Source organism: Neobacillus sp. (genome assembly GCF_031988165.1).
Lineage (GTDB): Bacteria > Bacillota > Bacilli > Bacillales > Cytobacillaceae > Neobacillus > Neobacillus rhizosphaerae.
Map to the genome: position 1 here is coordinate 83,212 of NZ_DALZYO010000013.1, position 25,943 is coordinate 109,154.

The 25,943-nt window shown below is 38.6% G+C and carries 27 protein-coding genes, 6 tRNA genes and 1 pseudogene; 7 read left to right on the plus strand and 27 right to left on the minus strand.

All coding sequences use genetic code 11. The features are described from left to right. The 9 genes from RTR43_RS09750 to RTR43_RS09790 form a co-directional block, all read right to left on the minus strand. Nucleotides 1-816 carry a pyruvate, water dikinase regulatory protein gene (locus RTR43_RS09750; protein ID WP_312471452.1) on the minus strand — a complete coding sequence of 272 codons (816 nt, stop codon included), beginning with the start codon at nucleotides 814-816 and terminating at the stop codon, nucleotides 1-3. A 23-nt stretch (nucleotides 817-839) separates the two neighbouring features. After that, nucleotides 840-1,472 carry a transcriptional regulator CcpN gene (gene ccpN / locus RTR43_RS09755; protein ID WP_312471455.1) on the minus strand — a complete coding sequence of 211 codons (633 nt, stop codon included), beginning with the start codon at nucleotides 1,470-1,472 and terminating at the stop codon, nucleotides 840-842. Between the two features lie 410 nt (nucleotides 1,473-1,882). Next, the gene (locus tag RTR43_RS09760; protein ID WP_312471456.1) at nucleotides 1,883-2,458 is read right to left on the minus strand and encodes a DUF3995 domain-containing protein; all 576 of its coding nucleotides are present in this window, start codon (nucleotides 2,456-2,458) and stop codon (nucleotides 1,883-1,885) included. A 716-nt stretch (nucleotides 2,459-3,174) separates the two neighbouring features. Then, a tRNA-Leu gene (locus RTR43_RS09765) sits at nucleotides 3,175-3,256 on the minus strand. A 60-nt stretch (nucleotides 3,257-3,316) separates the two neighbouring features. Then, nucleotides 3,317-3,387, minus strand: a tRNA-Trp gene (locus RTR43_RS09770). Nucleotides 3,388-3,391: 4 nt separating this feature from the next. Continuing rightward, nucleotides 3,392-3,476, minus strand: a tRNA-Tyr gene (locus RTR43_RS09775). 21 nt (nucleotides 3,477-3,497) lie between these two features. Continuing rightward, nucleotides 3,498-3,587, minus strand: a tRNA-Ser gene (locus RTR43_RS09780). A 30-nt stretch (nucleotides 3,588-3,617) separates the two neighbouring features. Further along, nucleotides 3,618-3,694: transfer RNA gene (locus RTR43_RS09785), tRNA-Met, on the minus strand. Between the two features lie 10 nt (nucleotides 3,695-3,704). Continuing rightward, nucleotides 3,705-3,781 (minus strand) — tRNA-Pro (locus tag RTR43_RS09790). 458 nt (nucleotides 3,782-4,239) lie between these two features. Between RTR43_RS09790 and RTR43_RS09795 the strand changes: the two genes are divergently transcribed. Both RTR43_RS09795 and RTR43_RS09800 read left to right on the plus strand, forming a co-directional pair. Continuing rightward, nucleotides 4,240-5,061 (plus strand): YitT family protein, encoded by an 822-nt coding sequence (locus RTR43_RS09795; protein ID WP_312471458.1) that lies wholly within the window; start codon nucleotides 4,240-4,242, stop codon nucleotides 5,059-5,061. Between the two features lie 72 nt (nucleotides 5,062-5,133). Next, entirely contained in the window at nucleotides 5,134-5,271 is a 138-nt protein-coding gene (locus RTR43_RS09800) for a hypothetical protein (RefSeq protein ID WP_312471459.1), read from the plus strand. A gap of 59 nt (nucleotides 5,272-5,330) precedes the next feature. Here RTR43_RS09800 and RTR43_RS09805 read toward each other — a convergent pair whose 3' ends face one another. The 6 genes from RTR43_RS09805 to RTR43_RS09830 form a co-directional block, all read right to left on the minus strand. Next, nucleotides 5,331-6,101: a class I SAM-dependent methyltransferase gene (locus RTR43_RS09805; RefSeq protein WP_312471461.1), complete on the minus strand. Its 771-nt coding sequence runs from the start codon at nucleotides 6,099-6,101 to the stop codon at nucleotides 5,331-5,333. 112 nt (nucleotides 6,102-6,213) lie between these two features. Continuing rightward, the gene (locus tag RTR43_RS09810) at nucleotides 6,214-6,966 is read right to left on the minus strand and encodes an exodeoxyribonuclease III (RefSeq protein ID WP_312471463.1); all 753 of its coding nucleotides are present in this window, start codon (nucleotides 6,964-6,966) and stop codon (nucleotides 6,214-6,216) included. A 107-nt stretch (nucleotides 6,967-7,073) separates the two neighbouring features. Beyond that, on the minus strand, nucleotides 7,074-7,862 hold the full coding sequence (locus RTR43_RS09815) for a divergent polysaccharide deacetylase family protein (protein WP_312471465.1): 789 nt from the start codon (nucleotides 7,860-7,862) through the stop codon (nucleotides 7,074-7,076). A 108-nt stretch (nucleotides 7,863-7,970) separates the two neighbouring features. After that, a complete protein-coding gene (locus RTR43_RS09820; protein ID WP_312471467.1) occupies nucleotides 7,971-8,411 on the minus strand; it encodes a peptidylprolyl isomerase in 441 nt (146 codons plus the stop codon). A 220-nt stretch (nucleotides 8,412-8,631) separates the two neighbouring features. Next, nucleotides 8,632-9,084: a CBO0543 family protein gene (locus RTR43_RS09825; RefSeq protein WP_312471468.1), complete on the minus strand. Its 453-nt coding sequence runs from the start codon at nucleotides 9,082-9,084 to the stop codon at nucleotides 8,632-8,634. After that, complete coding sequence (locus RTR43_RS09830; protein WP_312471532.1) at nucleotides 9,011-10,135, minus strand: DUF2515 domain-containing protein; 1,125 nt, start codon at nucleotides 10,133-10,135, stop codon at nucleotides 9,011-9,013. The genes RTR43_RS09825 and RTR43_RS09830 overlap by 74 nt, the downstream gene beginning before the upstream one ends. Nucleotides 10,136-10,224: 89 nt before the next feature. On the opposite strand from RTR43_RS09830, the gene shc reads away from it, so the two are divergent. Then, on the plus strand, nucleotides 10,225-12,090 hold the full coding sequence (gene shc, locus RTR43_RS09835) for a squalene--hopene cyclase (protein ID WP_312471469.1): 1,866 nt from the start codon (nucleotides 10,225-10,227) through the stop codon (nucleotides 12,088-12,090). 39 nt (nucleotides 12,091-12,129) lie between these two features. Here the strand turns inward: shc and RTR43_RS09840 are convergent, their stop codons facing one another. Next, nucleotides 12,130-12,636: a mismatch-specific DNA-glycosylase gene (locus RTR43_RS09840; protein WP_312471471.1), complete on the minus strand. Its 507-nt coding sequence runs from the start codon at nucleotides 12,634-12,636 to the stop codon at nucleotides 12,130-12,132. Between the two features lie 139 nt (nucleotides 12,637-12,775). On the opposite strand from RTR43_RS09840, the gene RTR43_RS09845 reads away from it, so the two are divergent. Genes RTR43_RS09845 through RTR43_RS09860 form a run of 4 tightly spaced genes read left to right on the plus strand, consistent with a single transcriptional unit; the run spans nucleotide 12,776 to nucleotide 15,131 of the window. Next, complete coding sequence (locus tag RTR43_RS09845; protein ID WP_312471473.1) at nucleotides 12,776-13,387, plus strand: copper amine oxidase N-terminal domain-containing protein; 612 nt, start codon at nucleotides 12,776-12,778, stop codon at nucleotides 13,385-13,387. An 11-nt stretch (nucleotides 13,388-13,398) separates the two neighbouring features. After that, the gene (locus RTR43_RS09850; RefSeq protein WP_312471475.1) at nucleotides 13,399-13,650 is read left to right on the plus strand and encodes a hypothetical protein; all 252 of its coding nucleotides are present in this window, start codon (nucleotides 13,399-13,401) and stop codon (nucleotides 13,648-13,650) included. Then, the gene (locus RTR43_RS09855; protein WP_312471476.1) at nucleotides 13,625-14,548 is read left to right on the plus strand and encodes an FAD:protein FMN transferase; all 924 of its coding nucleotides are present in this window, start codon (nucleotides 13,625-13,627) and stop codon (nucleotides 14,546-14,548) included. The genes RTR43_RS09850 and RTR43_RS09855 overlap by 26 nt, the downstream gene beginning before the upstream one ends. Before the next feature lie 13 nt (nucleotides 14,549-14,561). Then, nucleotides 14,562-15,131, plus strand: coding sequence for a ferric reductase-like transmembrane domain-containing protein (locus RTR43_RS09860; RefSeq protein WP_312471477.1), 570 nt, complete (start codon nucleotides 14,562-14,564; stop codon nucleotides 15,129-15,131). A gap of 32 nt (nucleotides 15,132-15,163) precedes the next feature. On the opposite strand, the gene RTR43_RS09865 is transcribed toward RTR43_RS09860, so the two are convergent. The 11 genes and pseudogenes from RTR43_RS09865 to RTR43_RS09915 form a co-directional block, all read right to left on the minus strand. Further along, the gene (locus tag RTR43_RS09865) at nucleotides 15,164-16,381 is read right to left on the minus strand and encodes a sensor histidine kinase (RefSeq protein ID WP_312471478.1); all 1,218 of its coding nucleotides are present in this window, start codon (nucleotides 16,379-16,381) and stop codon (nucleotides 15,164-15,166) included. Beyond that, nucleotides 16,374-17,051: a response regulator transcription factor gene (locus RTR43_RS09870; protein ID WP_312471479.1), complete on the minus strand. Its 678-nt coding sequence runs from the start codon at nucleotides 17,049-17,051 to the stop codon at nucleotides 16,374-16,376. The genes RTR43_RS09865 and RTR43_RS09870 overlap by 8 nt, the downstream gene beginning before the upstream one ends. 168 nt (nucleotides 17,052-17,219) lie before the next feature. Continuing rightward, a pseudogene (locus RTR43_RS09875) lies at nucleotides 17,220-17,315 on the minus strand (cell wall hydrolase); the annotation flags it as partial. A 60-nt stretch (nucleotides 17,316-17,375) separates the two neighbouring features. Next, nucleotides 17,376-19,247 carry a ribosomal protection-like ABC-F family protein gene (abc-f, locus tag RTR43_RS09880; RefSeq protein WP_312471481.1) on the minus strand — a complete coding sequence of 624 codons (1,872 nt, stop codon included), beginning with the start codon at nucleotides 19,245-19,247 and terminating at the stop codon, nucleotides 17,376-17,378. Nucleotides 19,248-19,407: 160 nt separating this feature from the next. After that, nucleotides 19,408-19,542: an RAxF-45 family protein gene (locus tag RTR43_RS09885; RefSeq protein ID WP_264760440.1), complete on the minus strand. Its 135-nt coding sequence runs from the start codon at nucleotides 19,540-19,542 to the stop codon at nucleotides 19,408-19,410. 160 nt (nucleotides 19,543-19,702) lie between these two features. After that, nucleotides 19,703-20,116 carry a hypothetical protein gene (locus RTR43_RS09890; protein ID WP_312471483.1) on the minus strand — a complete coding sequence of 138 codons (414 nt, stop codon included), beginning with the start codon at nucleotides 20,114-20,116 and terminating at the stop codon, nucleotides 19,703-19,705. Between the two features lie 48 nt (nucleotides 20,117-20,164). Continuing rightward, complete coding sequence (locus tag RTR43_RS09895; RefSeq protein WP_312471484.1) at nucleotides 20,165-21,616, minus strand: S1C family serine protease; 1,452 nt, start codon at nucleotides 21,614-21,616, stop codon at nucleotides 20,165-20,167. 171 nt (nucleotides 21,617-21,787) lie between these two features. Further along, on the minus strand, nucleotides 21,788-23,212 hold the full coding sequence (locus tag RTR43_RS09900; RefSeq protein ID WP_312471486.1) for an ATP-binding protein: 1,425 nt from the start codon (nucleotides 23,210-23,212) through the stop codon (nucleotides 21,788-21,790). After that, nucleotides 23,184-23,885, minus strand: coding sequence for a response regulator transcription factor (locus RTR43_RS09905; protein ID WP_248734541.1), 702 nt, complete (start codon nucleotides 23,883-23,885; stop codon nucleotides 23,184-23,186). The genes RTR43_RS09900 and RTR43_RS09905 overlap by 29 nt, the downstream gene beginning before the upstream one ends. A gap of 215 nt (nucleotides 23,886-24,100) precedes the next feature. Continuing rightward, a complete protein-coding gene (locus RTR43_RS09910) occupies nucleotides 24,101-25,075 on the minus strand; it encodes a quinone oxidoreductase family protein (protein WP_312471488.1) in 975 nt (324 codons plus the stop codon). A 126-nt stretch (nucleotides 25,076-25,201) separates the two neighbouring features. Continuing rightward, entirely contained in the window at nucleotides 25,202-25,939 is a 738-nt protein-coding gene (locus RTR43_RS09915; RefSeq protein WP_312471489.1) for a 2-phosphosulfolactate phosphatase, read from the minus strand. Nucleotides 25,940-25,943 lie beyond the last annotated feature (4 nt).

Genomic DNA, 25,943 nt, shown 5'->3' on the forward strand with positions numbered 1-25,943 from the left:
TTAAAAACTCCTCTCTTTTTTCAATATGTCTAAAATCAGTCCTGCCGTCTCTTCTACTGCTTTATTGGACACATCAATGATCGGACAGCCGACGCGCTTCATGATTTTTTCAGCATGATCTAATTCTTCTAGTATTCTCTCAAAGCTGGCGTAATTCGCTTGTGAAGCTAATCCTAATGCCTTTAAGCGCTCCTTACGAATTTCGTTTAATTTATCTGGTGAAATGATTAACCCAATACAATTTTTCCTTGGAACAGTAAATAATTCATCTGGCGGTGGTACCTCTGGAACCAACGGTACATTGGCTACCTTGAACCGCTTGTGCGCCAAGTACATCGAAAGCGGTGTTTTCGAAGTCCGAGAAACACCGATTAAAACGATGTCGGCCTTTGTAATTCCTCTCGGATCACGACCATCATCATATTTGACAGCAAATTCAATCGCTTCGATTTTTCGAAAGTATTCTTCATCTAGTTTTCTCATAAGACCTGGTTGATGATTCGGCTGCTTGTTAAACCTGGTAATAAATGCATTCATTAATGGACTAAGCAAATCGACTGCTAAAATACTTTCTTCAGATGCCCTTTTGTCCAAGTAATCCTTTAGAGAAGGAATGACAATTGTATAGGCAATAATCGTATTCCCTTTCTTTGCTAACATAATGATATCTTCAATATCTTCAATGTCATCAACATAGGAATTTCGGCGAATTTCAATCTGGCTGCTGTTAAACTGTGTTGCCACTGCTTTAACGACAAACTCAGCTGTTTCTCCCACTGAGTCAGATACAACGTAAACAACCTCTTTATATACCAAAATGGCAGCAACTCCTCTGCGTTTTATTTTTCCATGATTTCTAAATATGCCCGCGTTATCGTTGTTTTGGTAATCCGTCCTAACAACAAATATGTATTCTTTTGTTGGTCCACTTCCTTCACTACAGGAAGGGAGTCAATGTGATTTTGAATCATTTTTTTCGCTGCTTCGAGCAAGGTTTCTTCAGAATTAATAGTAATAATATTAGGCATTCTCGTCATAATGACACTTACTGGCAATTCTTGCAGATTTTTGTTTCCAAGTGATGCCCTGAGCAAATCCTTCCTTGATATAACCCCTGCCAAATGCCCCTCTGAATCAACAGCGTAAAGCGTGCCTACGTCCTCTAAAAACAACTGGACAATCGCATCATAGACGGGGGTTGATTTTTCAACGACAATTGGGTGCGCCTTATAATCCGTCACTTTTTGATGAAGGAACTTATCCGCTTGGCGTTTGACTTCATAATTATCATTAAAAAAATAGCCGACACGTGGTCTTGCATCTAATTTTCCCGACATAGTTAAAATAGCAAGATCTGGTCTTAGCGCTGCTCTTGTTAAGGAAAGCTTTTCTGCAATTTCTTGTCCCGTAATTGGTCCATTCTGTTTTACAATATTAAGAATTTCATCTTGGCGTTTTGTTAATTTAATCATTACTCCCCCCTCGCTTCACTTATATGTCTATATTTTATAGGAAACAATATAAATGTGTTATACTTATTTGTATATAGTATATTACATTTGAAAGAATTTCGAAACAATAACTTATACTTTTTTTTGACAAAATAAGAAACAATTTTAATATCCATTTCGGAAATGAGCTATTTTGATTGTTAATAAATAGGATAAATGGACAATAATCGGTTGTTCACAGACAGAACCCCTAAAGGATAAATGAGAAAAAGGATTGCGGGTCCAGTCATCAAGACTAACCTCACAATCCTTGTTATATCTCGCAGAGAAAATGCGGGTTTTAGTATATAAATCGCATCCATATGAAAATAAATGGATTGAACCTACGACTGTTAATTTTAATTGGACTCTTTGTATTTCTTAGTAATTGCTTATGCAAATCGCACACCCATAATCCCAGTGACCAAGCCGAAAAAAATGCCGAATATGCAAGCCGCCAGCCAGATTTTTCTGCTGCGGGCCTTATTCAAGAAACACCACCCTACAATGCCTAATAAAATCCCCTCGATTAAAAACCACGGTTCAAAGAGCACTAGATCCCACAACACATAGGCATCTTCATGGAAGTGAAATGATCCCGACTCCAAACCGACTACCCATCTGATTTGAAGTATTCGATAAACAATTCCATAAATGCCGTGCGAAGCGGATAACGAACATCCTGCCCAGGATATAAATAGCAACATATATCTAGAAACTCTACCCTTATTCCAATAAATAAATGCAAGACCAATGAGTCCGGCAACGGTTAGAAATACGGATGCAATCCAATTAATCAATTCAAAATGGATCGATTGTACTATATTAGGTTTTAGTATACCCTCCCCCATCTTGCCGCCTAAAGCCCAATAAAGGTGTGGAAACATATAGACGATGGACCAAATAAAAACTGCGTAACCCGACCAGACCAGCGATTTTGTTTTCGATTGTTGAGTTTGCGAATACATGTCTATCGAAAATACCTCCCCCGATTTTCGGATGTGCCCATTTTCAAACAATAGATGCAACAAATCGACATTGACATCCATTAGGTACTTTTAAAAGCCGTATGTTAATGAGAATTAAATCGAATACCAAGATGCTTCAACGATTAACCAGTTAGCTTAACCCCGCCGCCCAAAGTCTACAATTTTATTTTCACAGTCTAACACTTTTTTTCAATCTATTACTTTATTTTCCAATCTATTACTTTATTTTTCAATCTATTACTTTATTTTTCAGTCTAATACTTTATTTTTTTATACAGTTAACACAATGCTTTAATTTGTTTTGTTTAATCTTCGAATGAATGATAGAAATTCTCAAATTTTATGAAACAAAATATTCCTCTATACGTAAAAATAGTAATACTTTTCGGAAGGATCAAAAAATGCAATTGACAAGACGGAAAATTTACCGTTTGCGAGGTAACACCAGATGGCAAGGATCCTGGGCATTTGATGTGCATGGCAATGGAATACTCCTGTAAAAATTAAATTATTTTAGAGGATGTAGGACCTATAAGACATGTAGTGGAATAGATCGTTTTAAAAAAATATCATATTAACATTTGTTTTGTTTACATATTTCTGTTAATACAGCTATTGCTTCCCGCCCATTAAAAGAAAACACAAAAAAAGCTTTACACAATTAAGTGCAAAGCTTGATTTAATAGCTTTTTTAATACCGATGGTCGGGGTCGAACCGACACTCCTCACGGAACACGATTTTGAGTCGTGCGCGTCTGCCAATTCCGCCACATCGGCAAAAAATAGAATAAATAAATCTATTATCTAAAACAGAAGTTGTCATTAAGGATGAATTAACAGGGGCAGTAGGAATCGAACCCACACTGAAGGTTTTGGAGACCTTAGTTCTACCTTTAAACTATGCCCCTAAAGTGGTGGAGGGGGACGGATTCGAACCGCCGAACCCGGAGGGAGCGGATTTACAGTCCGCCGCGTTTAGCCACTTCGCTACCCCTCCACATATGAACATAAAAAATGAAGGAGGAAGAGGGATTCGAACCCCCGCGCGGTTTAACCCGCCTGTCGGTTTTCAAGACCGATCCCTTCAGCCAAACTTGGGTATTCCTCCATTATAAAACAAGAATTACATAAATGAATTTGGTAGCGGCGGAGGGGATCGAACCCCCGACCTTACGGGTATGAACCGTACGCTCTAGCCAGCTGAGCTACACCGCCAAAATATTAATGGTCGGGAAGACAGGATTCGAACCTGCGACCCCTTGGTCCCAAACCAAGTGCTCTACCAAGCTGAGCTACTTCCCGAAATTGAACGATGCCGAGGACCGGAATCGAACCGGTACGGTAGTCACCTACCGCAGGATTTTAAGAACTGTGCGTCTGCCAGTTCCGCCACACCCGCAAAATAGGTTAATAATACATTCATGACTCCAAACTATAAATTACATGATTAATATTAATGGAAAGTTTTGTTTAGAAAAATAGAGCCTGGGAATGGTTTTGACCTTGGTATTTCATCTAATTTCACCATTTTGGAACAGCGACAATACATATAATACTATCCAATACTCGTTTCGTCAACCATAAATTTTCATTCTACTAAAGCCCTTTCATCCCTTCTTTTTTCACTATAAAAAACAAACTACCTTTTATTCTTTTGTCACAATTTTTTCTCTGGTCAATAGGATATTTAACTTATAAACTACAACATAGATATGTTACGATTCATCAAAACAAATGATACATAATGAGGTGCATTAAAAGTGAAACACACTTTAGTCCAAACCGTAGCGGTAACTTTTTTCACAATAATCATGGCCTATGCTTTAAATACCTTTCTTATTCCCCATAAAGTTTTAACAGGTGGAATTGCTGGTATCGCAATCATAATCAATAATTATCTCCCGCTTAATACAGGTTGGATAATCCTAGCTATTAATCTTCCTTTATTTGTTTTGGGCTATTTTCATTTAGGAAAAAAATTCATGTTCCTAACTGTTTATTCCGTCATTCTATTATCTGTATCAATGAAGCTGATTCCTGTCCATGCTTTTAGCGATGACATTTTGTTATCGAGCGTATTTGGCGGCGTATTGTTCGGTTTAAGTGTTGGTGCAAATATTCGTGTAGGTGCTTCAGCTGGCGGGGTTGATATCATTAGTTTAATCTTAGCCAAAAAGAGGGATATTTCAGTTGGCTTTATAATAACATGTTTGAATTATGCTATTGTCATTATTTCAGCACTTGTATTTGGTGTTGACAAAACGCTTTATACACTGTTTGCGATCTTTGCATCTGGAAGAGCTGTTGATGCTGTTCATACGAATCATACAAAACTAACGGTCACGATTGTCACCGAGAAATGGCAGGAATTGAGTAATGCGTTACTTCAATTACATCCACGTGGGATTACGATGACCGATGCAGAGGGCGTTTATTCCCATCATCCAAAAAAAGTGTTAACCACAGTCATAACTAAATATGAATTAGCGGAGACAAAAGAAACGATTAAAAAAAATGACCCCTCCGCATTTGTTCATATTACAAGAGCCATAGAAGTGATGGGGAAATTTCGGAGAGATTAAATATAGGTTTAGATCTTTCCTATATGGGAAAAAATACTTTAGTAAATCTTTCTTAAAGGAGATGCTACTACTGTGAATTTTTATCAGCAAAAAAAAGAGGATGATCAAGGATTTGTTTATCCAATCGATCAGGATCCATTAGAGAATTCAAGTCAAAATGAGAAAATACCTGAGTTTGATGAAATTGGAACCGCGCTTAACGACATATAGTAGGTTTTTAACAAATCCTTTACAAAGAGAGATTGCTCTCTTTTTGTAAAGGATTTTTTTTATCTTTTTAATGCCTTTAGAACGATTGCTTCCCCTTGAAAGGAAACAACTTGATTATTTTCAATGACAATCCTAAATTTATCTTTCACTCTTTGGGATGCACTGAGTATATACTCAGATAATTTTTCCTTTTCGCTATGAGGTAAATTCATTCGATTGCACCATGGTTCAAAACGAAAGGTTTTTTCAAATCGATGCCATTCGCTTATTTCAAAACCAGCCGTTTCAAGCATACGAAGCCATTCTGTTTTTCTCCAGGCCCGAAAATGACTGTAATCACGCCATTTTTCAATCGTGTTATAAAACAGATCAAAATCATCGTCTTCAGGGACAACATTGTCATCAAGCAAAAATTGCCCGTTTGCTTTAAGAACACGATATGCTTCCTCGACAAACCTGTTTACATTCGGAAAATGGTGCGGGGCAATCCTACAGGTCACAATCTCAAATGCTTCAGTTGCAAAAGGAAGATTTTCAGCGTCTGCTTGTATAAAATCAACATTTTGATAACCATTTCCTCTGATGAAATTTTCTGCTGCTCGTAACATTTCAGCTGTCAAATCCACTGCGGTAATTTTTTTTACAACAGAAGCAAAGGCGTTTGCAGTATGCCCACCGCCTGTCGCTATGTCAAGTAGCTCTTCCTCCCCGCTAATCGTCACTATCTGCAATAACTTTTGTAAGTCCTTTCCTTCTTTATGAATGGTGCTGCTGACATAGGAAGCAGCACTTTTTCCAAATTGCTGTTGAACATCATTTTTAATATCCATGATTCATTCACTCCCTGAAATTTCCTTTTCTATTTAACTATAAAACAGAAACAACATAAAGAAAATTACAGTTTTTTTATAATTTAACATAAGAAAAAGTTATCGGTACAGATTATTGGATTTCAAGAACTACTGGACAGTGATCACTACCCATTACATCGCAATGAATGTCGGCATTTTTCAGTCGCTCTCGCATCGTTTCAGATACAATAAAATAATCAATCCGCCAGCCAATATTTCTCTCTCGTACCTTATTCATGTACGACCACCACGTATATGCACCCTCTTGAGTTGGATGAAAATGGCGATAGCTATCCACGAAACCTGCTGAAAGTAAGGCGGTCATTTTTCCTCGCTCTTCTTCGGTAAAACCAGAGTTACCTACATTGGATTTGGCATTTCTCAAGTCGATTTCTTGGTGGGCGACATTTAAGTCGCCGCAAAGAATGACCGGCTTAACTCCAGCTAATGCTTGCAAATGTTGCAGAATTCGCTCTTCCCATTCAAGACGATAGCCGATTCTCGCTAAATCTCGCTGCGAATTCGGTGTATAAACATTGACAAGGAAAAATTCAGCAAATTCTAGGGTAAGGATTCTTCCTTCCCCCTCGCTTTCTTCAGTTCCTACCCCATATCTGACAGAACGTGGTTCAAATTTGGTGAAAACAGCCGTACCGGAATACCCTTTTTTAATGGCATAATTCCAGTATTGGTGATATCCTGCTAAATCCAGGCTAATTTGCCCTTCTTGTAATTTTGTTTCCTGAATACAGAAAATGTCTGCATCTACTTCATTAAAATAATCTAAAAATCCCTTTTTAACGCACGCCCTGAGGCCATTAACATTCCAAGAAACCATTTTCATTTTTTCAATTCCTTCTCCCTTAGTGATTCTTTGTATATTATTTTGATAGAAAACATTTTACCAGAAAAAATAAATTCAGCAAAAAAAGGCAGCTTGCAGCCGCCTTTTTATTTTGGAAAAAAAAACTTTTCAGTTAAGTTACCTGAAAATAGTTCTGAGACTGGAACAATTTTGATTTTCCGCTTTTCAAATTCTTTCATCGACTGAAAAATGCCCACCGAACAAACTTTACCGGTCACCCCTACATGGCCAATAGCAATTCCCTTGCCTTTTATTTCTGTTACTCGTGCCAGGCGGATCATTTGTTTTCTTACATTGGTAGAGGATGAGATATCATCAAGAAATACATCTCTTTTTAAAAGCGGGACCCCTAGTTCTTTAGCAATTTGCGGGAATTTTGTTCCTGGGCTTGTGCCACTGTCAATAATAAAAAGATTTTTCTCCTTTACTACCTCGACAATTGCCCGGACAATTTCTTCGTTTTCCACCGCTAGTGATCCCATATGGTTATTTAGTCCGACTGCGTATGGAACACTCTTAATCGCTTCTCTTACACGTTGTTTTACCTCGCTCTGAGAAAGATCAACGGTTATTGGCTTCGGTCCTAACCATGATCTTTTCCCTCGTTTTGGCTCCATCGGTAAATGCACCATAACTTCAAAACCATTTTTATGAGCCCATTCTGCATGTTCTATTGAGTTTTCCGTAAATGGCATGACAGCAGCAGTAATCGGTATGTCACCTTCTAAAAAGTCCCTTACTCCGCCTGTACCTCCGCCAAAATCATCAATGATTATGGCAGCCTTAAGTTCTTTGGTTTCATTTTTTACAAATGAAGCATTTACGTCAAACGATAAAAATAACAACGGCAAGAAAAATAAAGTAAACTTTTTCATATTAACCTCCAATAGCAAAGCATTGAAGTTAATTTACCCCGATAAAGAAGCTAAAATTCTTAAAAAAACACCAAAAAAAGAGAGCTGTTTTAGCTCTCTCATTCTTACTTATTCAGCATCATATACCTTAACTTCTTGCATTTTGTCACCATTTTTCATTGCTTTTGCTGCTTCTAGACCAGAAGTAACTTGACCAAACACTGTATGAACACCGTTTAAATGCGGCTGTGATTCATGGACGATGAAGAATTGGCTTCCCCCTGTGTCTTTACCTGCGTGAGCCATTGATAATGCACCAGGAATATGCTTGTGTGGGTTTCCTTCTGTCTCACATTTAATTGTGTAGCCAGGACCACCAGTTCCACGGCCATCTGGACAGCCACCTTGACTTACAAATCCCGGAATAACACGGTGGAAGGTTAATCCATTATAGAATCCTTTGTTAGCCAATGTTTCAAAATTTTCTACTGTACCAGGTGCTTCATTCGAAAATAAATCAAACTCAATCTTTTCTCCGCCGTCCATCAATATGTATCCTTTTTTTGCCATTTCCAACACTCCTTATGTAAAAAATCAACTTAATCATACACTTTTCATAAAAGAAAAGAAAGTTTTGTCACTTTTGACTACTATATTTCTACAATGATTGTGGTAAAATAATAATTAGGGAACCCCTTCCGAACATTCGCTTGTTGCGGGACACTTAACCACTGTACGGACGGAAGGGGTCCCAACAAAAAGCCGAGACATCGTCCCGGCTTTTTGTTTTTTACCTAGACTGCTTTTCTAACCATTGATAAAATGCAGCAATAATCGTTAAAAACAACAAATACCCAAAAAACGTGTAAAGATGATTCCACTGATTTGCATGGACAAAGAAGCCAAGCACTTCCGCAAATTTTTCAAAAATGGGCATTAATAAGCTAACAAATAAAATAATTCCCGCGCTTCCCCATTTATTCACTTTGGAAATGCAATAAATAAATATCATGACAAAAACAGGAAGGCCAATTAAAGTAAAAGCAATATTAATAGAAAAAATCCTTGGCAGCAGCCTTACAGGAAACTCATACATCTGTTTCCCAACAAAAAATAGGTCTAAATACGTTCCAAGTAAGGACGCAAGCATCATACAAGCAAAATAGTTTTTATTCCAAAAAGTTAATCGTCTTTTTTGCGAGGGCTGCAACCTCGAGTCGTTCAAGAGTTTTACAGTATTCATTCCTTATCTCCCCATCAATCATTTCGTTGTCCTCCACTAAATAATCCATCACCCGCCAGTTTTCAAACCAATCCCCTTTTTCCGCCTCCGGCTGGCTGACATTTTTCCAGGCATTTTCAAGGGATGGGCTGTAGAATCTTCTTGCCCCTTTCCGGAGCTGACAGGATTTTAATCGAATCGGATAAGTAAACCCTGGAATTCCTTCTTTAATATTATTAAAGATATGGGGCCAGTAGTCTTTTCTTGACCCGGTATGTGGATGATTTTTTGCCCAGTCCACGATAATCCTTAAAAAATCTTTATTTTTAAAAAGGACAGAATATAACCTTTTCCCGAGTAAAATTCGCTCATTAACAGATTCAAACTGATGAAGTGTCTGCCCAGCTAGTTCACCATCTTCATATGGAAAAAGAATATGGTTAAACGATAAAAGGTCCTGCAGAAAAAATTCAAATTTGTTCAACACTTCTTTTTGATATACCGGATTCTGAACCACTCTTTTTTCCAAATAGCTTTGCTCATTGATAACTAGTGCCATACAAAGGATATATCGATCTTGATTCCTCCAAAAATGATTCCATATCGTCTCCATGAAGGTAGAAATATTTAAAAAAGATAATAGGTAGAAGAAAGGCTTATTTTGTTTCAAGCTTTCCTTGTAAAGCAAGAATTGCGGATAAACATCTTGAAAAATTAACCAGTTGCCACGCTCTAAAAATTGAAAAAATGAATTCCGATCCTTTTTTGATAGTAAGCGCGTAAGGAAGTCGCCCTTTAAATCCGTCATGTTCCACCCGCCGTTCCGGGAAACCATATGCCCTAAAAACGCCCATTGAATTTCAGGATACTGCAAGTAAAAATCCAAATAGGCCTTCGTCCTTGTGACATTGTTTAAATTATTCTCCTTCGTCTCAGTTCTAACTTTTTCTAATAAATTCCGATCCCTCAAGGTTAAATGAGGGGAGGTAACCGCTGGGTTTTTGCTTTTTTTCTTTAATTCATCTTGTAATGCCTCAAGAGGAGTTATTTCGCGACTTCTCGTAAAAAAAATGACAGATTACCTCCCTTACGAATGCTCCCAACCTAAAGGGAATATGTATTAGTTGTGAATACTTTTTGGGAGAGGAATGATAACCTGGGATGTTCGATACAAGAAAAGGCATGGACTGGTTGATTGACGTACTTAGAAAAGACCAATCTCCCGACGGCTCGTGGGACTATCCATTTGATACAGGCATTTCAACAGATGCTTATATGATTATTTTATTACGAACATTAGAGATTAATGATGAAGAATTAATTCAAGGACTTACAAAGAGAATATTAAGTAAACAAGGAACAAACGGTGCGTGGAAACTTTATTATGATGATGGCGAAGGTAATATAACGGCTACCGTGGAGGCATATTACGCGCTTCTTTATTCCGGGTATCACCAAAAGGACAACAAACACCTAAGGAAAGCAAAAAATTATATATTAGCAAACGGAGGGTTAAAAGAGACTGGCACGTATACAAAAATCATGCTGGCTTTAACTGGACAGTATAAATGGCCGGCATATTCCCCACTTCCCATTGAGGTTATTCTTTTACCAGAGATATTCCCAATCAATTTTTATTCCTTCTCTGTTTTTGGTAGAGCAAATTTAACTCCCATAATGATTCTAGCTGATAAAAAATTAACAATCAGGACTTCAAAAAGTCCGGACCTGTCCGAATTGCATTTACAGCGGGATGAAGAGGACCCCTGGGTTCGTTCAGCAGAAATGCGCTCGTTGTTATCTTTTATCGAAGATGGTGTGAAAAGTTTAATTGGCATTCCTAAAGAACTTCGTCGTTTAGCAATAGAACGAGCGAAAAAGTATATGTTGGATCATATTGAACCGGATGGGACCTTTTACAGTTATTACAGCTGCACCTTTTTGATGATCTTCGCCTTGCTATCATTGGGGTATAAGAAAACAGACCCTGTTATCATAAAGGCGATCGAGGGCATGAAGTCGATGAAATGTGAAATCAACGGCTTTCCACATATGCAATATACAACAGCTAATGTCTGGAATACGTCCTTGATTGGCTTTGCTCTGCAATCGGCGGGAATTTCGTCAGATGACCCGATGGTGGTAAATTCCAATCGTTACCTACTTAACCGGCAGCAGCATAAATTCGGAGATTGGGTGATTCATAACCCTAATAGCATGCCGGGCGGCTGGGGGTTTTCCAACGTGAATACCATCTTACCTGATGTTGACGATACCACCACCTCCTTAAGATCGATTTCAAGAATCGTTCCAAGTGAGCTTGCTGCTTGGGAACGGGGTATTAGCTGGACGTTATCGATGCAAAACGAGGACGGGGGCTGGCCGGCGTTTGAAAAAGAGGCTAATTCAAAGTTAGTTGAATTTTTACCACTTGAAAAAGGTGAATTTTTGCTGGTGGACCCTTCTTGCGCCGATATTACCGGAAGAACATTAGAGTTTTTCGGTAATTATACCAATTTACCAAAAGATCACCCCTCGATTAAAAATGGTGTCAAATGGCTGATGAAGGATCAAGAAAAGGATGGTTCCTGGTATGGTCGCTGGGGTATTTGTTATCTTTACGGTACATGGGGGGCAATGACTGGTTTGTTAGCAGTTGGGGTTTCCAATAGCCATCCCAGCATTCAAAAGGCTGTTGGCTGGTTACGGGAAATTCAAAACGAGGATGGGGGCTGGGGAGAATCATGTCATAGTGATAGTAAAAAAAGGTATATTCCATTACGTGCAAGCACTTTAACACATACATCGTGGGCACTTGATGCCTTAATTACCACGTCAGATAAACCAACAGCCGAAATTCGTAAGGGTATCCAATATTTATTAGATTCGCTTGATAAAGTGGATTGGACTACTGCCTATCCTAAAGGGCAAGGAATGGGAGGCGCTTTTTATATTCATTATCACAGCTATCGTTATATTTTCCCACTGCTCACCCTATCACATTATCGAAAAAAATTTGAACTTTAAGGAAAAACATCGACGGTTAAGTGGTTCCGTCGATGTTTTTTATTTTGATAATAAAGCGGTTAATTGTTTGTATATATCCACCATTTCTTCCAACCTCATTCTTACTAGCCCGCTTGTGGATGGGGCAACAAAGTCAATGATCCCTGGCACCACTGATTCCACCTGTACTCCCCATGCTACAGTTTTTCTACCGCTATATTGTTGATAGACACCTTTTCCGACAAAACAAACGACTTTTGGTTTCAGAAAGGCAATCTTCCTTATTAATATCTTTCTCCCTTCTTCATATTCTTCCTTGGTAATTTCATCTGCCGCTTTTGTTGGCCGTGAAACAATGTTTGTAATCCCCATACCCAAATCAAGGAGCTGAAAATCCTCTGTATGGGCATATTTACGAGGTGTTAATCCAGATTCATGAAGAATTCGCCAAAACCGATTATTGGGATTGGCAAAATGGTGTCCTGTTTCACTAGAGCGAATACTTGGATTAAAACCAACAAATAAAATCTGTAAACCTTCTTTTACGTGATCACGGACTGGATTCATACTCTTCCTCTTTTCTGTGCATTTCTACCTTATTCCACAACATGGTCTCACTATTTTTTCATTTTACCATATCCTTTTCAGTTTCTTTTCAGAGTGTTGGGCTAAACTTCCTTTTAAAAGAGGCAAGGAGGAAATAGATGTGAACACTAGATGGAAAAAATTAATGTCAATGCTTGCTGTCATGTTGGTGTCATTATCACTTGGAACTAGCGTTATCGCTGACGACCACGACGATGATGATGACAACAAACATGAATACTTTCAAAAAGATCATGATAACGATGATGCGGATGTTCGCACTAAACAACAGCGGCTAAATAATTTAACTCAACAAACGGAATATTGGAGCATTTGGTCACGGGAACCACGGAATGATCCTAATAATGCTTTGCCAATTGCTAGTCCAGAAGAACTCATTGTTATCGTAAATGGGAATGAGACAAGTATCTACTGCATTCCCCAAGATGGTCAGTTACTTGTGTCCGGAAATGCTATTGCGGAAATTATGGGGGCTCAAGCAAAGTTCTATCCCCAACACAAAATAGCTGTATTAAACAAAGGAAATCTCGAATTAATTGTCAAAGCAGGTTCGAACGCCGTGTTTGAAAACAAGGTTAAAACACCAATGCCTACAATCGCCACTTGCTATGAAAATTCAGTGTACCTGCCTGTTTCGGTTGCGGCAAACGCTCTTGGTTACCGTGTTACCTGGGATATAACTAAAAAGGCGATGGTTTTACAATCAATTTAAAGGATGTGTTGATGTTGGCAAAATCAAAAAAGGCAAAATGGACAATTGGTCTTACAGGAACTGCACTTTCCGCATTTGTGATTAGCCAAATTGGAGGAAATCAACCGAGTCAGAGTTTACATCAATCTGAAAAAGTAATAACAAAATCTATGAGTAAGCAGGAGAAGGAATTCGTGCAGCTTGATTGGTCCAATTATGAAATCAATGGAGTTGTCGTTTCGGGAGGTGTCGAGCAAAGTGACCGCCAATCACGAAGGTCCTGATGGATTTGACAATTTGACCATTGAGGCAATGAATACAACCTTTTACTTTTCTGTGTCCAATTGCATGATTTCGAATTGGAAGGAAGTTGTTTCGGGGTGGGTGCAATATGTTGAAAAGGAATGGTCCCGTTTTCTCCCAGATAATGAGTTAGGCAAGGTTAATCGATTAGAAATAGGCGCAAAAATGCTCCTGACACCACCACTTTTCGATGTCCTACAAAGCGCGGAAGTTTATCGCAGAAAAACAAATGGGTTGTTTTCACCGTATTTATTGCCACAAATGCAGTATCACGGTTATGAATCCTCTTTTCCGTTCCATTCCAGTGATCCTGAAACTTATGTGATGCCTTCCGTGTATGACCAAGAAATCTGTCCTTTCACATTTGACCTGAGCACTAGAACAGTTACGCGTACAGCTGAAGGGAAAATAGACCTCGGCGGAATCGGCAAAGGCTATACGGTACAGGCTACGGCACGGTGGTTAAAGAACATTGGAGAGGCCGAGTCTGGAATCGTGGATGGCGGTGGTGACATAACTGTCTGGTCAAACGGGAAAAAAGAATGGAAAATCGGGATTTCCCACCCTTATCAACCTAATGTGGAAATCGCCCGATTTCGGATAACAAACGGAAGTATCGCTACTTCTAATGTCGTCTATCGCAGTTGGAGCCAAGGAAATGTGATAAAACATCATCTATTGAATGGAAAAACTGGGTTACCTGTTGAAACCAGTATCATTCAAGCTACTGTCACTACCGAGACCTGTGTTGATGCAGAAGTTATGACAAAGCTCTGCTTTATGGAAGAGGTTGAAAAGATACCAGACATGTTGAAAAATTTTGATCTCAATAGTTCCTTTCTACTTATTACTGAAAAAGGAACGGTCATCAGAAGTTGAAAGGAGGGAAACGATGAATATTAATGAGTATTTTTCCGTCTGGAACCTTATTCGCACTTCTGGCTTTTTAGGGTTTTACTTTATGACACTTTCGCTATCGCTCGGGTTATGCAGTTCACTTTATGTGATGAAAAAGAAAAAGGCATTGCTCGTATCTCTACATCAAACAAGTAGTTGGTATGGGCTGCTTACAATCATTTTTCATACCGTCTTAATCTGGCAGGATCAATACGTTCCCTATTCACTTGGTGAGCTATTTATCCCCTTTTATGCTGAAAATGAACCAGTTTATTCTGCGCTTGGTACGCTCTCGTTTTACTTATTTTTCATGGTAATTGGCTCTTCCGATTTCTTTATCAAGAAGTTAGGTTTGAAAATTTGGAAAAAAATCCACCTAGCTGTGATTCCTGCCTGGGTTTTTATGATGATTCATGGACTGGCAATTGGAACGGATTCCACCGAACCTTGGGCATTATTTTTATACGCCAGCGGAAGTTCTCTCATTATTGTACTCGGGTTCATCAGATATTTGGAATCCAGTATGGTCCGGCAATCAGCCAACCGTCAAAAGCCGAGCAAATAGAAACGACAGCCTCTTAGCTGCCGTTTTATTTTTTATTTGAAAATAACCGTAAAAACGCTACCCTTTCCAATCGTACTGCTGACAAATATTTCACCGCCATGTGCTGTAACAATAGCGTTTGCTATAGAAAGTCCTAACCCAGCACCCCCTTTTTCCCTCGTAACATCCGCACGGTAAAAACGATCAAAAATAAACGGAAGGTCCTCTTTAGCGATACCGCATCCTGTATCTTCGATGGTGATAACTTTTTCGCCAGCTTTTAGCGTTAAGGTTACGGTTACCTTCCCCTCCTTTGTATAGCGTAATGCATTATCTAAGAGGATATAGAGTAATTGTTGAATCCTTGTTTCATCACAGACAAGATATATTCCAGACTGAACTTTTTGCTCAAATTGAGTATTATTCAATACTTTTCTGAAAAATCTTTTACAAACAGAGGTCAAAAGTAAGGAAAGATTAACCTCTTTCTTCACTAGAATTAATTGGTTCTTATCACTTCTTGCCAGAATTAGTAAATCATTTACCAGCTTGTTCATGAGATGTGCTTCTGTTTTCACATCCTGAAGGACTTCTTGTCCAAATCGACTTAAATTCGACTTTTCTTCTCTCATCAATAAATCTACAGAACTATAAAAAATACTTAATGGGGTCCTTAATTCATGGGAAGCATCGGAAACAAATTTTTCTTGCTGATTAAAAGCTGTTTTAATCGGCTTCATTGCCTGCCCTGCAAAATAATATCCTAAAAACGCGTAAATTAGGCTAAAAAATAATGTAAGGGCAAAGAGGGTCCAAGTGATATTTTCAATAAGATGCTTTTCACCTGTAATATCCATTCCAAGTATAACAAACCCGTGTGTATCAAGAGGTTGTTTTATGATAAGAAAATGCTGTTGTCCCCAGTCAATCCTTTTTGTAAATATACTTGCTTTCGAATCGGAATTTCCTTCTATAAATTCGAAAAAAGATTGTACAGTTTCTTTCCCATAAACCAACTCACCTTTTTGATTGTAAATATAGTAAAATATCGATCGATTTGGGTCATACTCAAGAAGATGATGCTTTTTTTCAAAAAGATCCTCAATAAAATCGCCTTTTTCTTTATCATAATATACTCTTATTTCCTCTACCTCATTATCATTGATCTCATGTGATATAAGGAAATAAAGTACTCCGATGAATGAAAGCAGCAAACAAAGTAAAGATAAGGTAAAAATAACGGTTAATTTCGCTTTCAACTGGTTAAACATGGAGTGCTCTCACTTTATAACCAATTCCTCTAACATTTTGTATTAAGGATGGAGTCCCTGGTACATCAACTTTTTTTCGAACTAATTTTACTAAAGCATCTAAAGCGTTATCGGAGACTTCAATTTCATAGCCCCATAGTTTATCAAATAGGACTTCTCTTGTAATGACTTGTTTGTGGTTCCGCATTAATATTTCAACCAGCTGGTATTCTTTTTTTGTTAACTCAATAATGGTATCATTTCGTTTTAATTCATGGCTGTTTAAGTTGAGGGTAAAATCGTTGATGGTAACGGAATCTTCTAGAGGCTTTTCTTTCCTGCGGCTGATTGCCCTTATTCGTGCTAATAATTCATTAAATTCGAACGGTTTTACGATATAATCATCCGCTCCGGAATCCAGACCTGTGATAATATCTTCATTCGCATCCTTTGCGGTCACAAATAATATTCCGCTATTAATTCCTTTTTCTCGAAGTCTTTTACAAACGGATAATCCGTTTTCCCCCGGTAGCATCCAGTCTAAGATGATGACATCATAATTTGAACAGCGGGCATTGTTGTAAGCTTCCATTCCATTAATAACCCAATCAACAAGATGAAATTCCTTTTGCAGCAGGTGGGTCATCAGCTTCCCGAGCCGAATATCATCCTCAGCCAATAATATATTCACCGTCGCCACTCCATTTCAAGAAAATTCCTTTTACCATAATCATAACAAGCTTTTCTGAAAAGGGAATGAAATAAGCGTGAACTTTTCCAAGATTTATTTGCAAGTTCATTCGATGGGAGGAAAAATAGAGAAAAAAAATAGAACCCCTTACTGACGGCTCCACAGTCATTAGAATGTATTATATACATTTGCACATGTTTCAGATGTTGGTTCATAAAAACAATGAAGCTTGTACCGAGCTACAAACGGCTGATCATACCAACGTTTCGTGAGTTAGCAGGAAAACTCCCTGATTAAGCATTAGGGAGTTTCCTTTTTTTATTGTTATACGATTTCATCTAACTGAAGATACAGGCTTTCACGCTGGTTTTCTCTCAACTCTATTTCCTGATAAATTTTTTGAAGCAATTCAAGTTCGCTTTCGGCTTCAAGCTGTTGTTTTAGTGAGTGGATTGCCATTTCGATTTCCTCAATTTTATCCTCGATACTATCCGTACTTACCCGCTCTTTAGAATTTTTTACCTTTGGCATAATTAAATTTTTCGGCAAGGACTTTTCAACTGGTTTTATCTCTTTTAAAATCAGCTTTTCTTTTGCCCAATCATAGTTACCATCGTAAAAGTGAACAGTCCCATCTTGCACCCAATAAATTTTATTAAATAATTTATTAAGAAAATAACGGTCATGGGAAACAGCTAAAATCGTGCCATTAAACTGTTCAAGTGCTTCTTCTAACACTTCACAGGAATCAATATCTAAATGATTGGTTGGCTCATCCAAAATAAGCAGATTGATATCCTGGTACATGAGCTGAGCAAGGCGGAGACGCATTCTCTCCCCGCCGCTTAGCTGATTGACCTTGCGGAAAACCGCTGGACCGTAAAACAGAAACCTTGCTAAAATATGACGAGCCTCTCCCTCATTCACCGTAACCTCAGAACGGAATACGTCAATGACCTGCTCATCACCAATATTCTGAAATACATGTTGTGACAGGTAGCCTATTTTAACGTTACTACCAATCTTAACAATTCCACTGTCCACTTTACATTCCTTTAAAACTATTTTTAATAAAGTTGATTTACCCGTCCCGTTTTCGCCAACAATTGCTGTGCGATCCTTATATTGAACGAGCATATTCACTTGTTCAAAAAGGGTGCGGCTGCCATAGCTTTTTGAAACGTCTTCTAGGATGATAACGTCTTTACCGCTGCGGTCAATTGCTTCAAAGTCAATCCCCATTTTCTTAGCATCCATTTTCGGTCGATCAAGTTTTTCCATCCGATCTAGAGCCCGTTGCATATTAGTTGCACGCTTATGGAGCGCAGCACTTGGTGGATTCGAACGATTTGCCCAATCTCGCAGCCGCCTAATGGCTTCCTTCATTTTCTTTATTTTCCGCTGCTGTTCTTGATATTGTTGGAATTCTTTTAACAGACGTTCTTCTTTCTCTGTAACATAACCGCTAAAATTCCGATGGAACAGATTAATTTCTCCATCTTCCATTTCAAGCACCTTATTAACAACTTCGTCTAAAAAGTAACGATCATGGGAAATTAGAATAATCGTTCCCTTATATTCCTTCAAGAAGGAGCCTAACCATTCAATCGCCATCAGGTCTAGGTGATTAGTCGGCTCATCCAGCAATAGAAGTTCTGGATTCTTTAATAAACTTAACCCAAGTCCTACCTTTGTTTTTTCACCACCACTTAAAGTTGAAAAAGCTTTATCAAGCAGGTCGGTAATTTGCAAGCCATTCGAAATTCGGTCCATTTGGGCCTCCATTTCGTAGCCACCGCTTAAGATGAAATCATCCTGAAGTCTGCCGTACTGATCCATTAATCTTTGAAGATTTTCTAGAGCAATTTGTGTGCCCATTTCCATTTCCAACTGTTGAAGCTTCGTTTCTGTTTCCGTTAATTGTTCAAATGCCGTTTTTAGAACTTCCTTTACTGACAGGTCTTTAAAGTCAGGAATCTGGGCAAGGTAACCAATTTTCAGCCCCTTTTTCCAGTGAATAATCCCTTCGTCCACTGATTCTTGATTTGCCATCAGCCGTAATAAAGTGGTTTTTCCGCTGCCATTCCGGCCTACTAAGCCAATTCGGCTTCCTTCATGTATTTCAAATGATAAATCCTTAAAAATCAAATTTCCACCAAACGATTTCGCTATTTGATTAACACTGCAAACAATCATGTTCATTCTCCTTTTATGTTAAAAATTCGATGAACACTCTCTCAAAAATAAAATAGCCTTAGGCATCTATGACAACCCGCGGCTAATATAAAGGCATGAAAAAAGAGTGCGGGCGATGCACTCTCTCATTTGACCAATTTATTGTGGGTTTAGAGATGTGTTATCGTTCAAAATCAATATGAAGTTTCGAAAATAGGACAGACTCCCCCCCTTTGAAACTTACCAAATGAAAAATTGCACGATAAATAGTAAGGGCTTCAAGCCACTGTAAGCGTGCAAAAATAGAACGTTTCATCTCTTCCCCACCTCCGTTTCCAAACAAGTTATTTCTATTGTAAAGTTTCACGGTACTGATTGCAAGCCTGTTTTTTCTGATTTGTCTAAAGGTTGGCAATTTAAATCCGCGGGAATGAGCAGTCATTCCCCCAACTTTTCACTTTATTCCGCTAATAACTTTAATGAAGGTACTTTTTTCGGGCCCCAAACCTTCTTCGGTAAACAAACCTCCTAATGTCATCATCCTTTAAATTCCCGTCGTAGAATAAGAACAATAAGGATCGAACCTCTGGATATCGCTCCATGACGAAAAGGGCGAACTCCTTTCGTTCGCCCTTTACTATATTTTTAAACTCTAGATCATTGATAATTTCTTGAAGCTGTTTCTGATAATAGACCTTCGTATCTTCCCACTTTTCCATACGATTCTCTAAAATATCACGAGCATAAACCGGTAATTTATCGATTACAAGTTCAATATAGTCTTCAGACCACATAACCATTTTATCCTTTTCGGCGAGCTCAAAGACCATATTCATCAGTTCTAAATCATCAGCTTCTCCGCTAGCTGCATACCTACCAACCTTGTTCATCTTCTTGTCACCTCAAGACCAATTGGGATGGTCTTATTATCTCTGAAATCATGCCCCTTTATTAGCTGATAATTTCGCCTTCAAAGTAATCTGCTTGCCGTCACGGTAAACCTCAAATTTAATTTCATCACCGGTCTTAACTTTTGAATATAAATATTTTCGTAATTCCGAGGAATTAGCTATTTTCGTACCATTCATCGAAACAATTATATCCTTCGGCTGAAATCCAGCAGTGGCTGCTGTAGAATTAGGATCAATATTCATCACCAAAACGCCCTGTTTAACGTTGTTTGGAAGGTTTTGCCAATATACTTGTGGTACCTGGTCTAAATCGGCAAGGCCAACACCAAGGTACGGTCTATCGACTTTTCCAGCTTTAATTAATTGGTTCACAATTGGAATGAGATCATTACTTGGGATAGCAAAGCCTAAACCTTCGACACCACTCTCAGAAATCTTTAAGCTATTGATACCAATTACCTGACCCTGTTGATTGATTAATGCACCACCGCTGTTTCCAGGATTAATGGCTGCATCGGTCTGAATAACATTTGTATCCCAGTTACCTGCTGATGTCGAAACGGAAATGCTGCGGTTAATGGCGCTGACAATACCTTGTGTGACCGTTCTTGATAAATCAAGTCCAAGTGGATTCCCAATCGCATAAACCTGATCACCAGGTCTAAGGGTAGACGAATCCCCGAAATCAGCCGTTGCTGTGACGTATTTTGCATCAATTTTTAATACAGCTAGATCAGTTAGGGCGTCAGTCCCAACGACTTCAGCTGTTGTTTTTTGGCCATCAAATAAAGAAATCTCAAGCTTCGAAGCGCCCTCGACTACGTGATTATTTGTAACAATATAGGCGATGTCGTTATTTTTTTGAAAAATAACCCCTGAGCCAGAACCGGATTGCACACTTTTTTGATTACTAGAATTTCCCCAAGGATCATTGGTTTGCTGTTGCTGATAATTAACAACACCCACAATTGCTTTTGATACTTTTTCAACGGTATCAGCAATGGAACCGGAAGATGCCATTGTTGGCTGCGCTACTACTTGCTTTACCGATGACCCAGTACCACTAGTCACTTGATTCTCTGCATTCGGATAAAAGCTTTTTATGTAATCCGTATGCGGGAGAATCGTTAACGTTAATACAGACCCAATCACCCCTGCAGCAAGGGTGGATGCAAACCCTTTTACATTCCGTTTCTTATCCTTCTTTTGCTCAACTTGGTTCGTTATCCGAGTTTGTTCCATAATCGGAGGAACGGCTGCTTCTGCTTGTCCTTCAAATTCTGTTGACTTTCCACTTTCGTCCGTATGGATGGATTCATGAGGCTCAATCGGGAACTCAGCATCCACTGCATTCATATTTTCCTCCATATTGCCGAAATCGCTTATATCCTTATGTGACGCTTCTTCACTAGTATTTTCAGTCATCTCAGATGAATTTGTTTGATCCTTATCGAATTCATTTTCATTTTTAAATTCCATCTCATTCGCTCTCCTTTAAGCATTGTTTAATGTCTTTCTTATCTGTCTTTACTTTACCTGACAAATCTTAAGAAATTGTTAACAAACTATAACGAGTTTTGGAATTTAATACGAAATTAAATGGAATAAACACGAAAAAAGCCGCATTTTCAACCCGCGGCTTTAAAGAAATTATTCATACTTGAATCGGATGACAAATTTCGTTCCTTTTCCTTGTTCACTATTAACTTCAATTTCGCCATTATGCAGGAGAACTAATTGCCTAACAATAGACAGGCCTAGACCAAATTCACCATAGGGGTTACCTGTCCTTGAAATATCGGCCTTATAGAAACGACGCCAAATATTTTCGATTTCATTCGAATCGATACCAGCACCAGTATCTTCTATCTCGATAATCGTATAGTTCTGGTCTGTTCTTCCCCGTAGCCAGATTGTCCCATCTGATGTAAATTGAATACTATTTTTAGTGATATTAATTAAAATTTGAATTAAGCGATCATAATCAGCATTCACCATCACATCAGGTGCTGCTTCCACCAGGATATGATTATTTTTTTCTTCTGCTTGGAGCAATAATTGCTCCTGAATGATTTCCAGCACTTCCAACAGCTGAATATCTTCTTTAAATAACTGGATTTGATTCGAGCGAATTTTTTCATAATCTAGATTTTCATTGACGAGGCGAATCAGTCTTTTTGCTTCATGACTTACTAAATTGATCCCTCTCTCTTTATCTTCTTCGGGAATCATGTTATTTTTTAACCCTTCAACCACTCCGCTAATTGTCGTTAACGGTGTCCGCATTTCATGGGAAACATCGGCCATAAACTGACGTCTCCGATTTTCGAGACTCTCAATTTCCTCCATCGAGGCATTGATTTTATCGACCATGTGGTTAAAATCGTTGGCTAATTCACCGATTTCATCAAAATTAGCGGAATTTACCTTAACATGATAATTTCCCTCAGATACAAGTGACGCGGCATCACGAAGCCGTTTAATCCGATGGACATGAATTCTCGACAAATACCAGCTTTGTAAAAAGGCAACACCGAAAGCAATCAAGATGGTATACAGTAAAAATTTATTTATTTGTTCGATCATTTTACTCGAACCGCTGATTGGCGAAATTAAAATTACACCGCCATAAAACCTGCCTTTATCTACGTAGGGTTTTACTACAAATGTAACACCTTCCTGCCCAAAACTTTTATAATCAATGGGGATAATCAGAGTTTCTCCCTTTGTAACCAAATCCCATTGTTTAGGAGACAAGTTCTTAATATTCGGTCCATTTTTGTCTGTCAAATACACGCCATTCTGATCGAACCAAGTAAGTCTCATTTTTCTCGCTGCCAACATATTGCTGTATTGGTTTATGATCTGGTTAGCGGCAGGAGGATTCTCCTTCATATCTGAAATAATAGCCTCACCAAATGAAATCAGTTCCTCTGCTTTGTTTTCATAAATCAAATTTTCAACATAATGGGTAAAAATGATGCTTAACAATAAAAATGCAATTATGATGACGCTAATATGACTAAAAAACTGTTGGTAAATATACTTAAACTTCATCTGCTTTGATTGTGTCATCGAACTTATAACCTACTCCCCATACTGTATGGAAGAATGGCTGCGAAGTGGTTTCAACCTTTTTCCGGAGCCTTTTGATGTGGACATCAACGGTTCGCTCATCACCGTAAAATTGATATCCCCACACCCGTTCAAGCAGCTGCTCTCTCGAAAAAACCTGCTTCGGATGCTCTACCATATAAAACAGTAAATCAAACTCTTTTGGCGTTAGATTTGTAATTGGCGTTCCGTCAACAAACACTTCTCTCGTGATTTTATTGACCTTAAAATGGTCAGTTTTTAGGAAATTGTCTTGCTCCTGTGGCATTTGTGTCTGGACTCTTCGTGTTACCGCTTTAATTCTCGCCATTAGTGTCAATGGGCTAAACGGCTTCGTCACATAATCATCCGCGCCCATCTCAAGCCCGAGCACCTGATCGGATTCACTGTCCTTGGCTGTTAACATAATAATTGGAACGGTAAACTTTTCTTCTCTTATTTTCCGACAGATTGAAACCCCGTCCATTCCCGGGAGCATCCAATCAATAATGAGACCATCCCATGTCCCAGTTTTAAAACAGTTGTAGCCCTCTAAGCCATCATTTACAAAAACACCCTCAATTCCTTCCTTGGCAAAAAACATCTCAATCATCGAGCAAACACTTTTATTATCTTCAATCACTAATATTTTCAAAACTCTTCAACTCCCAACTTAAAAAAACTTACCTCTTTAGTGTAATCGAATTTTTTTGTATATCAAACCATCTGCCTAAATCTTCTCTACTATTTAACAGTTTGTTCATAAATTATTAAAGATTAACGCAAAAAAGCCTTGAATTTCTTCAAGACCCTTGTTAACAACTATGAAACCTTTTATTGCTTTGGAGCCCCCTCTTTCATGGAAAAAAATCATGGCTCTAAAATCAACTTGCCCTGTGTCTTACGTGATTGCATTAGAGTATGAACATTTGCTGCATCCTTTAATGGAAACACGCCACCAATGGTAAGTTTCAGTTTTCCTGCTTCTAAATAAGTAAGTAGGTCTACTAAACTTGGCTGCAGCAGTTCTGGTTTTCTCATAATTTGCGGCAGGAAAAAACCAATAACCGATTGATTTCTGCCCATCAGTGTTGACGGATAAAAACGAGCTTGCTCCCCACTTGCGACACCGTAAATAACAAGTCTACCAAACGTTGCCAGGCATTTTAATGTTTTATGAAAAATTTCCCCGCCTGCCATTTCGAGAGCAATATTCACCCCTCTGCCACCTGTTGCCTCAAGAACTTGCTGATCCCAGTTAGGTTCGGTATAGTTCACGAGGACGTCGGCTCCCATTTCACGAGCCATTTCCAATTTTCCAGCTGAACTTGCAGTAGCAATCACCTTACCCGCACCAAAAAGCTTGGCAAGCTGCACAGCGATGGTTCCGACTCCACCTGCAGCCGCATGAACGAGGACACTATCGCCATGTTCCAAATGGCCCATGGTTTTTAATATATGGTAGGCACTTAAGCCTTGAAGTGGCAAGGCTGCAGCATGCTGAAAGTCTAATGACTCAGGTATTGGAATAAGCGAGCGCTCATCAGCAACGGCAAATTCCGAATAACCGCCCGATTCAATCAAAGTGACTACCCTCATTCCCCGTCTAACATTTGTTACTTGATCACCCACTTCTACGACAACTCCAGCAATTTCAGCTCCGGGAATGAACGGAAGCGGTGTGGGTACGACATACTGACCTTCTCTTCTTGCTGTATCCGCATAATTGACACCAATTGCCTTAATTTCAATTAATACTTCATGTCCATTGGGAATCGGTTTTTTCATTTCAATCAAATGTAATACTTCTGGACCACCGTATTCTTTCAATTGTATAGCTTTCATGATTATCCACCCCTAATTTCCTTTAAATGCTGGTTTCCTCCTACTTATTTCCATCTTCCTTCCAGCTAATTATTTGATCATTCAACTATTGCTTTAGAAAAGGAATGATACTCTCTTAAAGCTGACTTAGACAGAGCAGGTTGTTTCAATTACAACTTTTCCATCCTTTAGAATAGGTACTATCGATGTGATTCCTTTTGAGGCAGCCATCTTAACGTCAGCATGGTGATTATGTTTACCTAACAATTTACCAACATAAGAATCTAGCAAAACTTCGTAGGAATCTTCGTGTCCTCGGTAAAAATAAAGGGCTGCTTTAGCTGCATCCGTTAATTCGTATTGGCATAAATTCAATAAACAATCAATTAAATGACCGGCACCATAAAAATCCTCTAAGCTTATTTCACCAGAATTCCCAGAGCAAATAATGAGAATCGTTTGTTTTTCTCTCATTTTTTGAAGGGAAGCGGCAACCGCAGGACTATTTAACAAAGATGCGACATAGACCTTATTTGCTGAAGACGAGTTTCTTAAAGCAACCGTTCCGTTCGTTGTCGATAAAATAAGTGATTTTCCTTTGATAGTTTCTCCTATCAATATAGGACTAGGATAGTCAAACCCGTTGATCGGATAAGCATCCAATTCTCCAGCAAGTATGTACTGCCCATGCTGAAATTCCTTAACAACCTCCATAGCTTCTTGGCGATGTAATACTGGAATGACTTCTTTTGCACCATCCTTTAAAGCTGAAACAATCGTTGTTGTTGCCAGAAGAACATCAAGTACGACAGCGAGTTTTTTCCCATCTGCGATTTTCTCTTCTTTGATATCTTCTTTCCTCATTAGGAGGTGAATTTTTGTCATTCTT

Coding starts and splice junctions, on each gene's coding strand:
- RTR43_RS09840 (WP_312471471.1), bottom strand. CDS start 12,636: ATGAATCCAGTCCGTGATCACGTAAAAGAAGGTTTACAGATTTTATTT.
- RTR43_RS09850 (WP_312471475.1), top strand. CDS start 13,399: ATGTTGGCAAAATCAAAAAAGGCAAAATGGACAATTGGTCTTACAGGA.
- RTR43_RS09885 (WP_264760440.1), bottom strand. CDS start 19,542: ATGAAACGTTCTATTTTTGCACGCTTACAGTGGCTTGAAGCCCTTACT.
- RTR43_RS09760 (WP_312471456.1), bottom strand. CDS start 2,458: ATGTATTCGCAAACTCAACAATCGAAAACAAAATCGCTGGTCTGGTCG.
- RTR43_RS09890 (WP_312471483.1), bottom strand. CDS start 20,116: ATGAACAAGGTTGGTAGGTATGCAGCTAGCGGAGAAGCTGATGATTTA.
- RTR43_RS09825 (WP_312471468.1), bottom strand. CDS start 9,084: ATGAATACTGTAAAACTCTTGAACGACTCGAGGTTGCAGCCCTCGCAA.
- RTR43_RS09805 (WP_312471461.1), bottom strand. CDS start 6,101: ATGGATATTAAAAATGATGTTCAACAGCAATTTGGAAAAAGTGCTGCT.
- abc-f (WP_312471481.1), bottom strand. CDS start 19,247: ATGATTGTTTGCAGTGTTAATCAAATAGCGAAATCGTTTGGTGGAAAT.
- RTR43_RS09815 (WP_312471465.1), bottom strand. CDS start 7,862: ATGAAAAAGTTTACTTTATTTTTCTTGCCGTTGTTATTTTTATCGTTT.
- shc (WP_312471469.1), top strand. CDS start 10,225: ATGTTCGATACAAGAAAAGGCATGGACTGGTTGATTGACGTACTTAGA.
- RTR43_RS09860 (WP_312471477.1), top strand. CDS start 14,562: ATGAATATTAATGAGTATTTTTCCGTCTGGAACCTTATTCGCACTTCT.
- RTR43_RS09820 (WP_312471467.1), bottom strand. CDS start 8,411: ATGGCAAAAAAAGGATACATATTGATGGACGGCGGAGAAAAGATTGAG.
- RTR43_RS09895 (WP_312471484.1), bottom strand. CDS start 21,616: ATGGAATTTAAAAATGAAAATGAATTCGATAAGGATCAAACAAATTCA.
- RTR43_RS09900 (WP_312471486.1), bottom strand. CDS start 23,212: ATGACACAATCAAAGCAGATGAAGTTTAAGTATATTTACCAACAGTTT.
- RTR43_RS09865 (WP_312471478.1), bottom strand. CDS start 16,381: ATGTTTAACCAGTTGAAAGCGAAATTAACCGTTATTTTTACCTTATCT.
- ccpN (WP_312471455.1), bottom strand. CDS start 1,472: ATGATTAAATTAACAAAACGCCAAGATGAAATTCTTAATATTGTAAAA.
- RTR43_RS09810 (WP_312471463.1), bottom strand. CDS start 6,966: ATGAAAATGGTTTCTTGGAATGTTAATGGCCTCAGGGCGTGCGTTAAA.
- RTR43_RS09910 (WP_312471488.1), bottom strand. CDS start 25,075: ATGAAAGCTATACAATTGAAAGAATACGGTGGTCCAGAAGTATTACAT.
- RTR43_RS09915 (WP_312471489.1), bottom strand. CDS start 25,939: ATGACAAAAATTCACCTCCTAATGAGGAAAGAAGATATCAAAGAAGAG.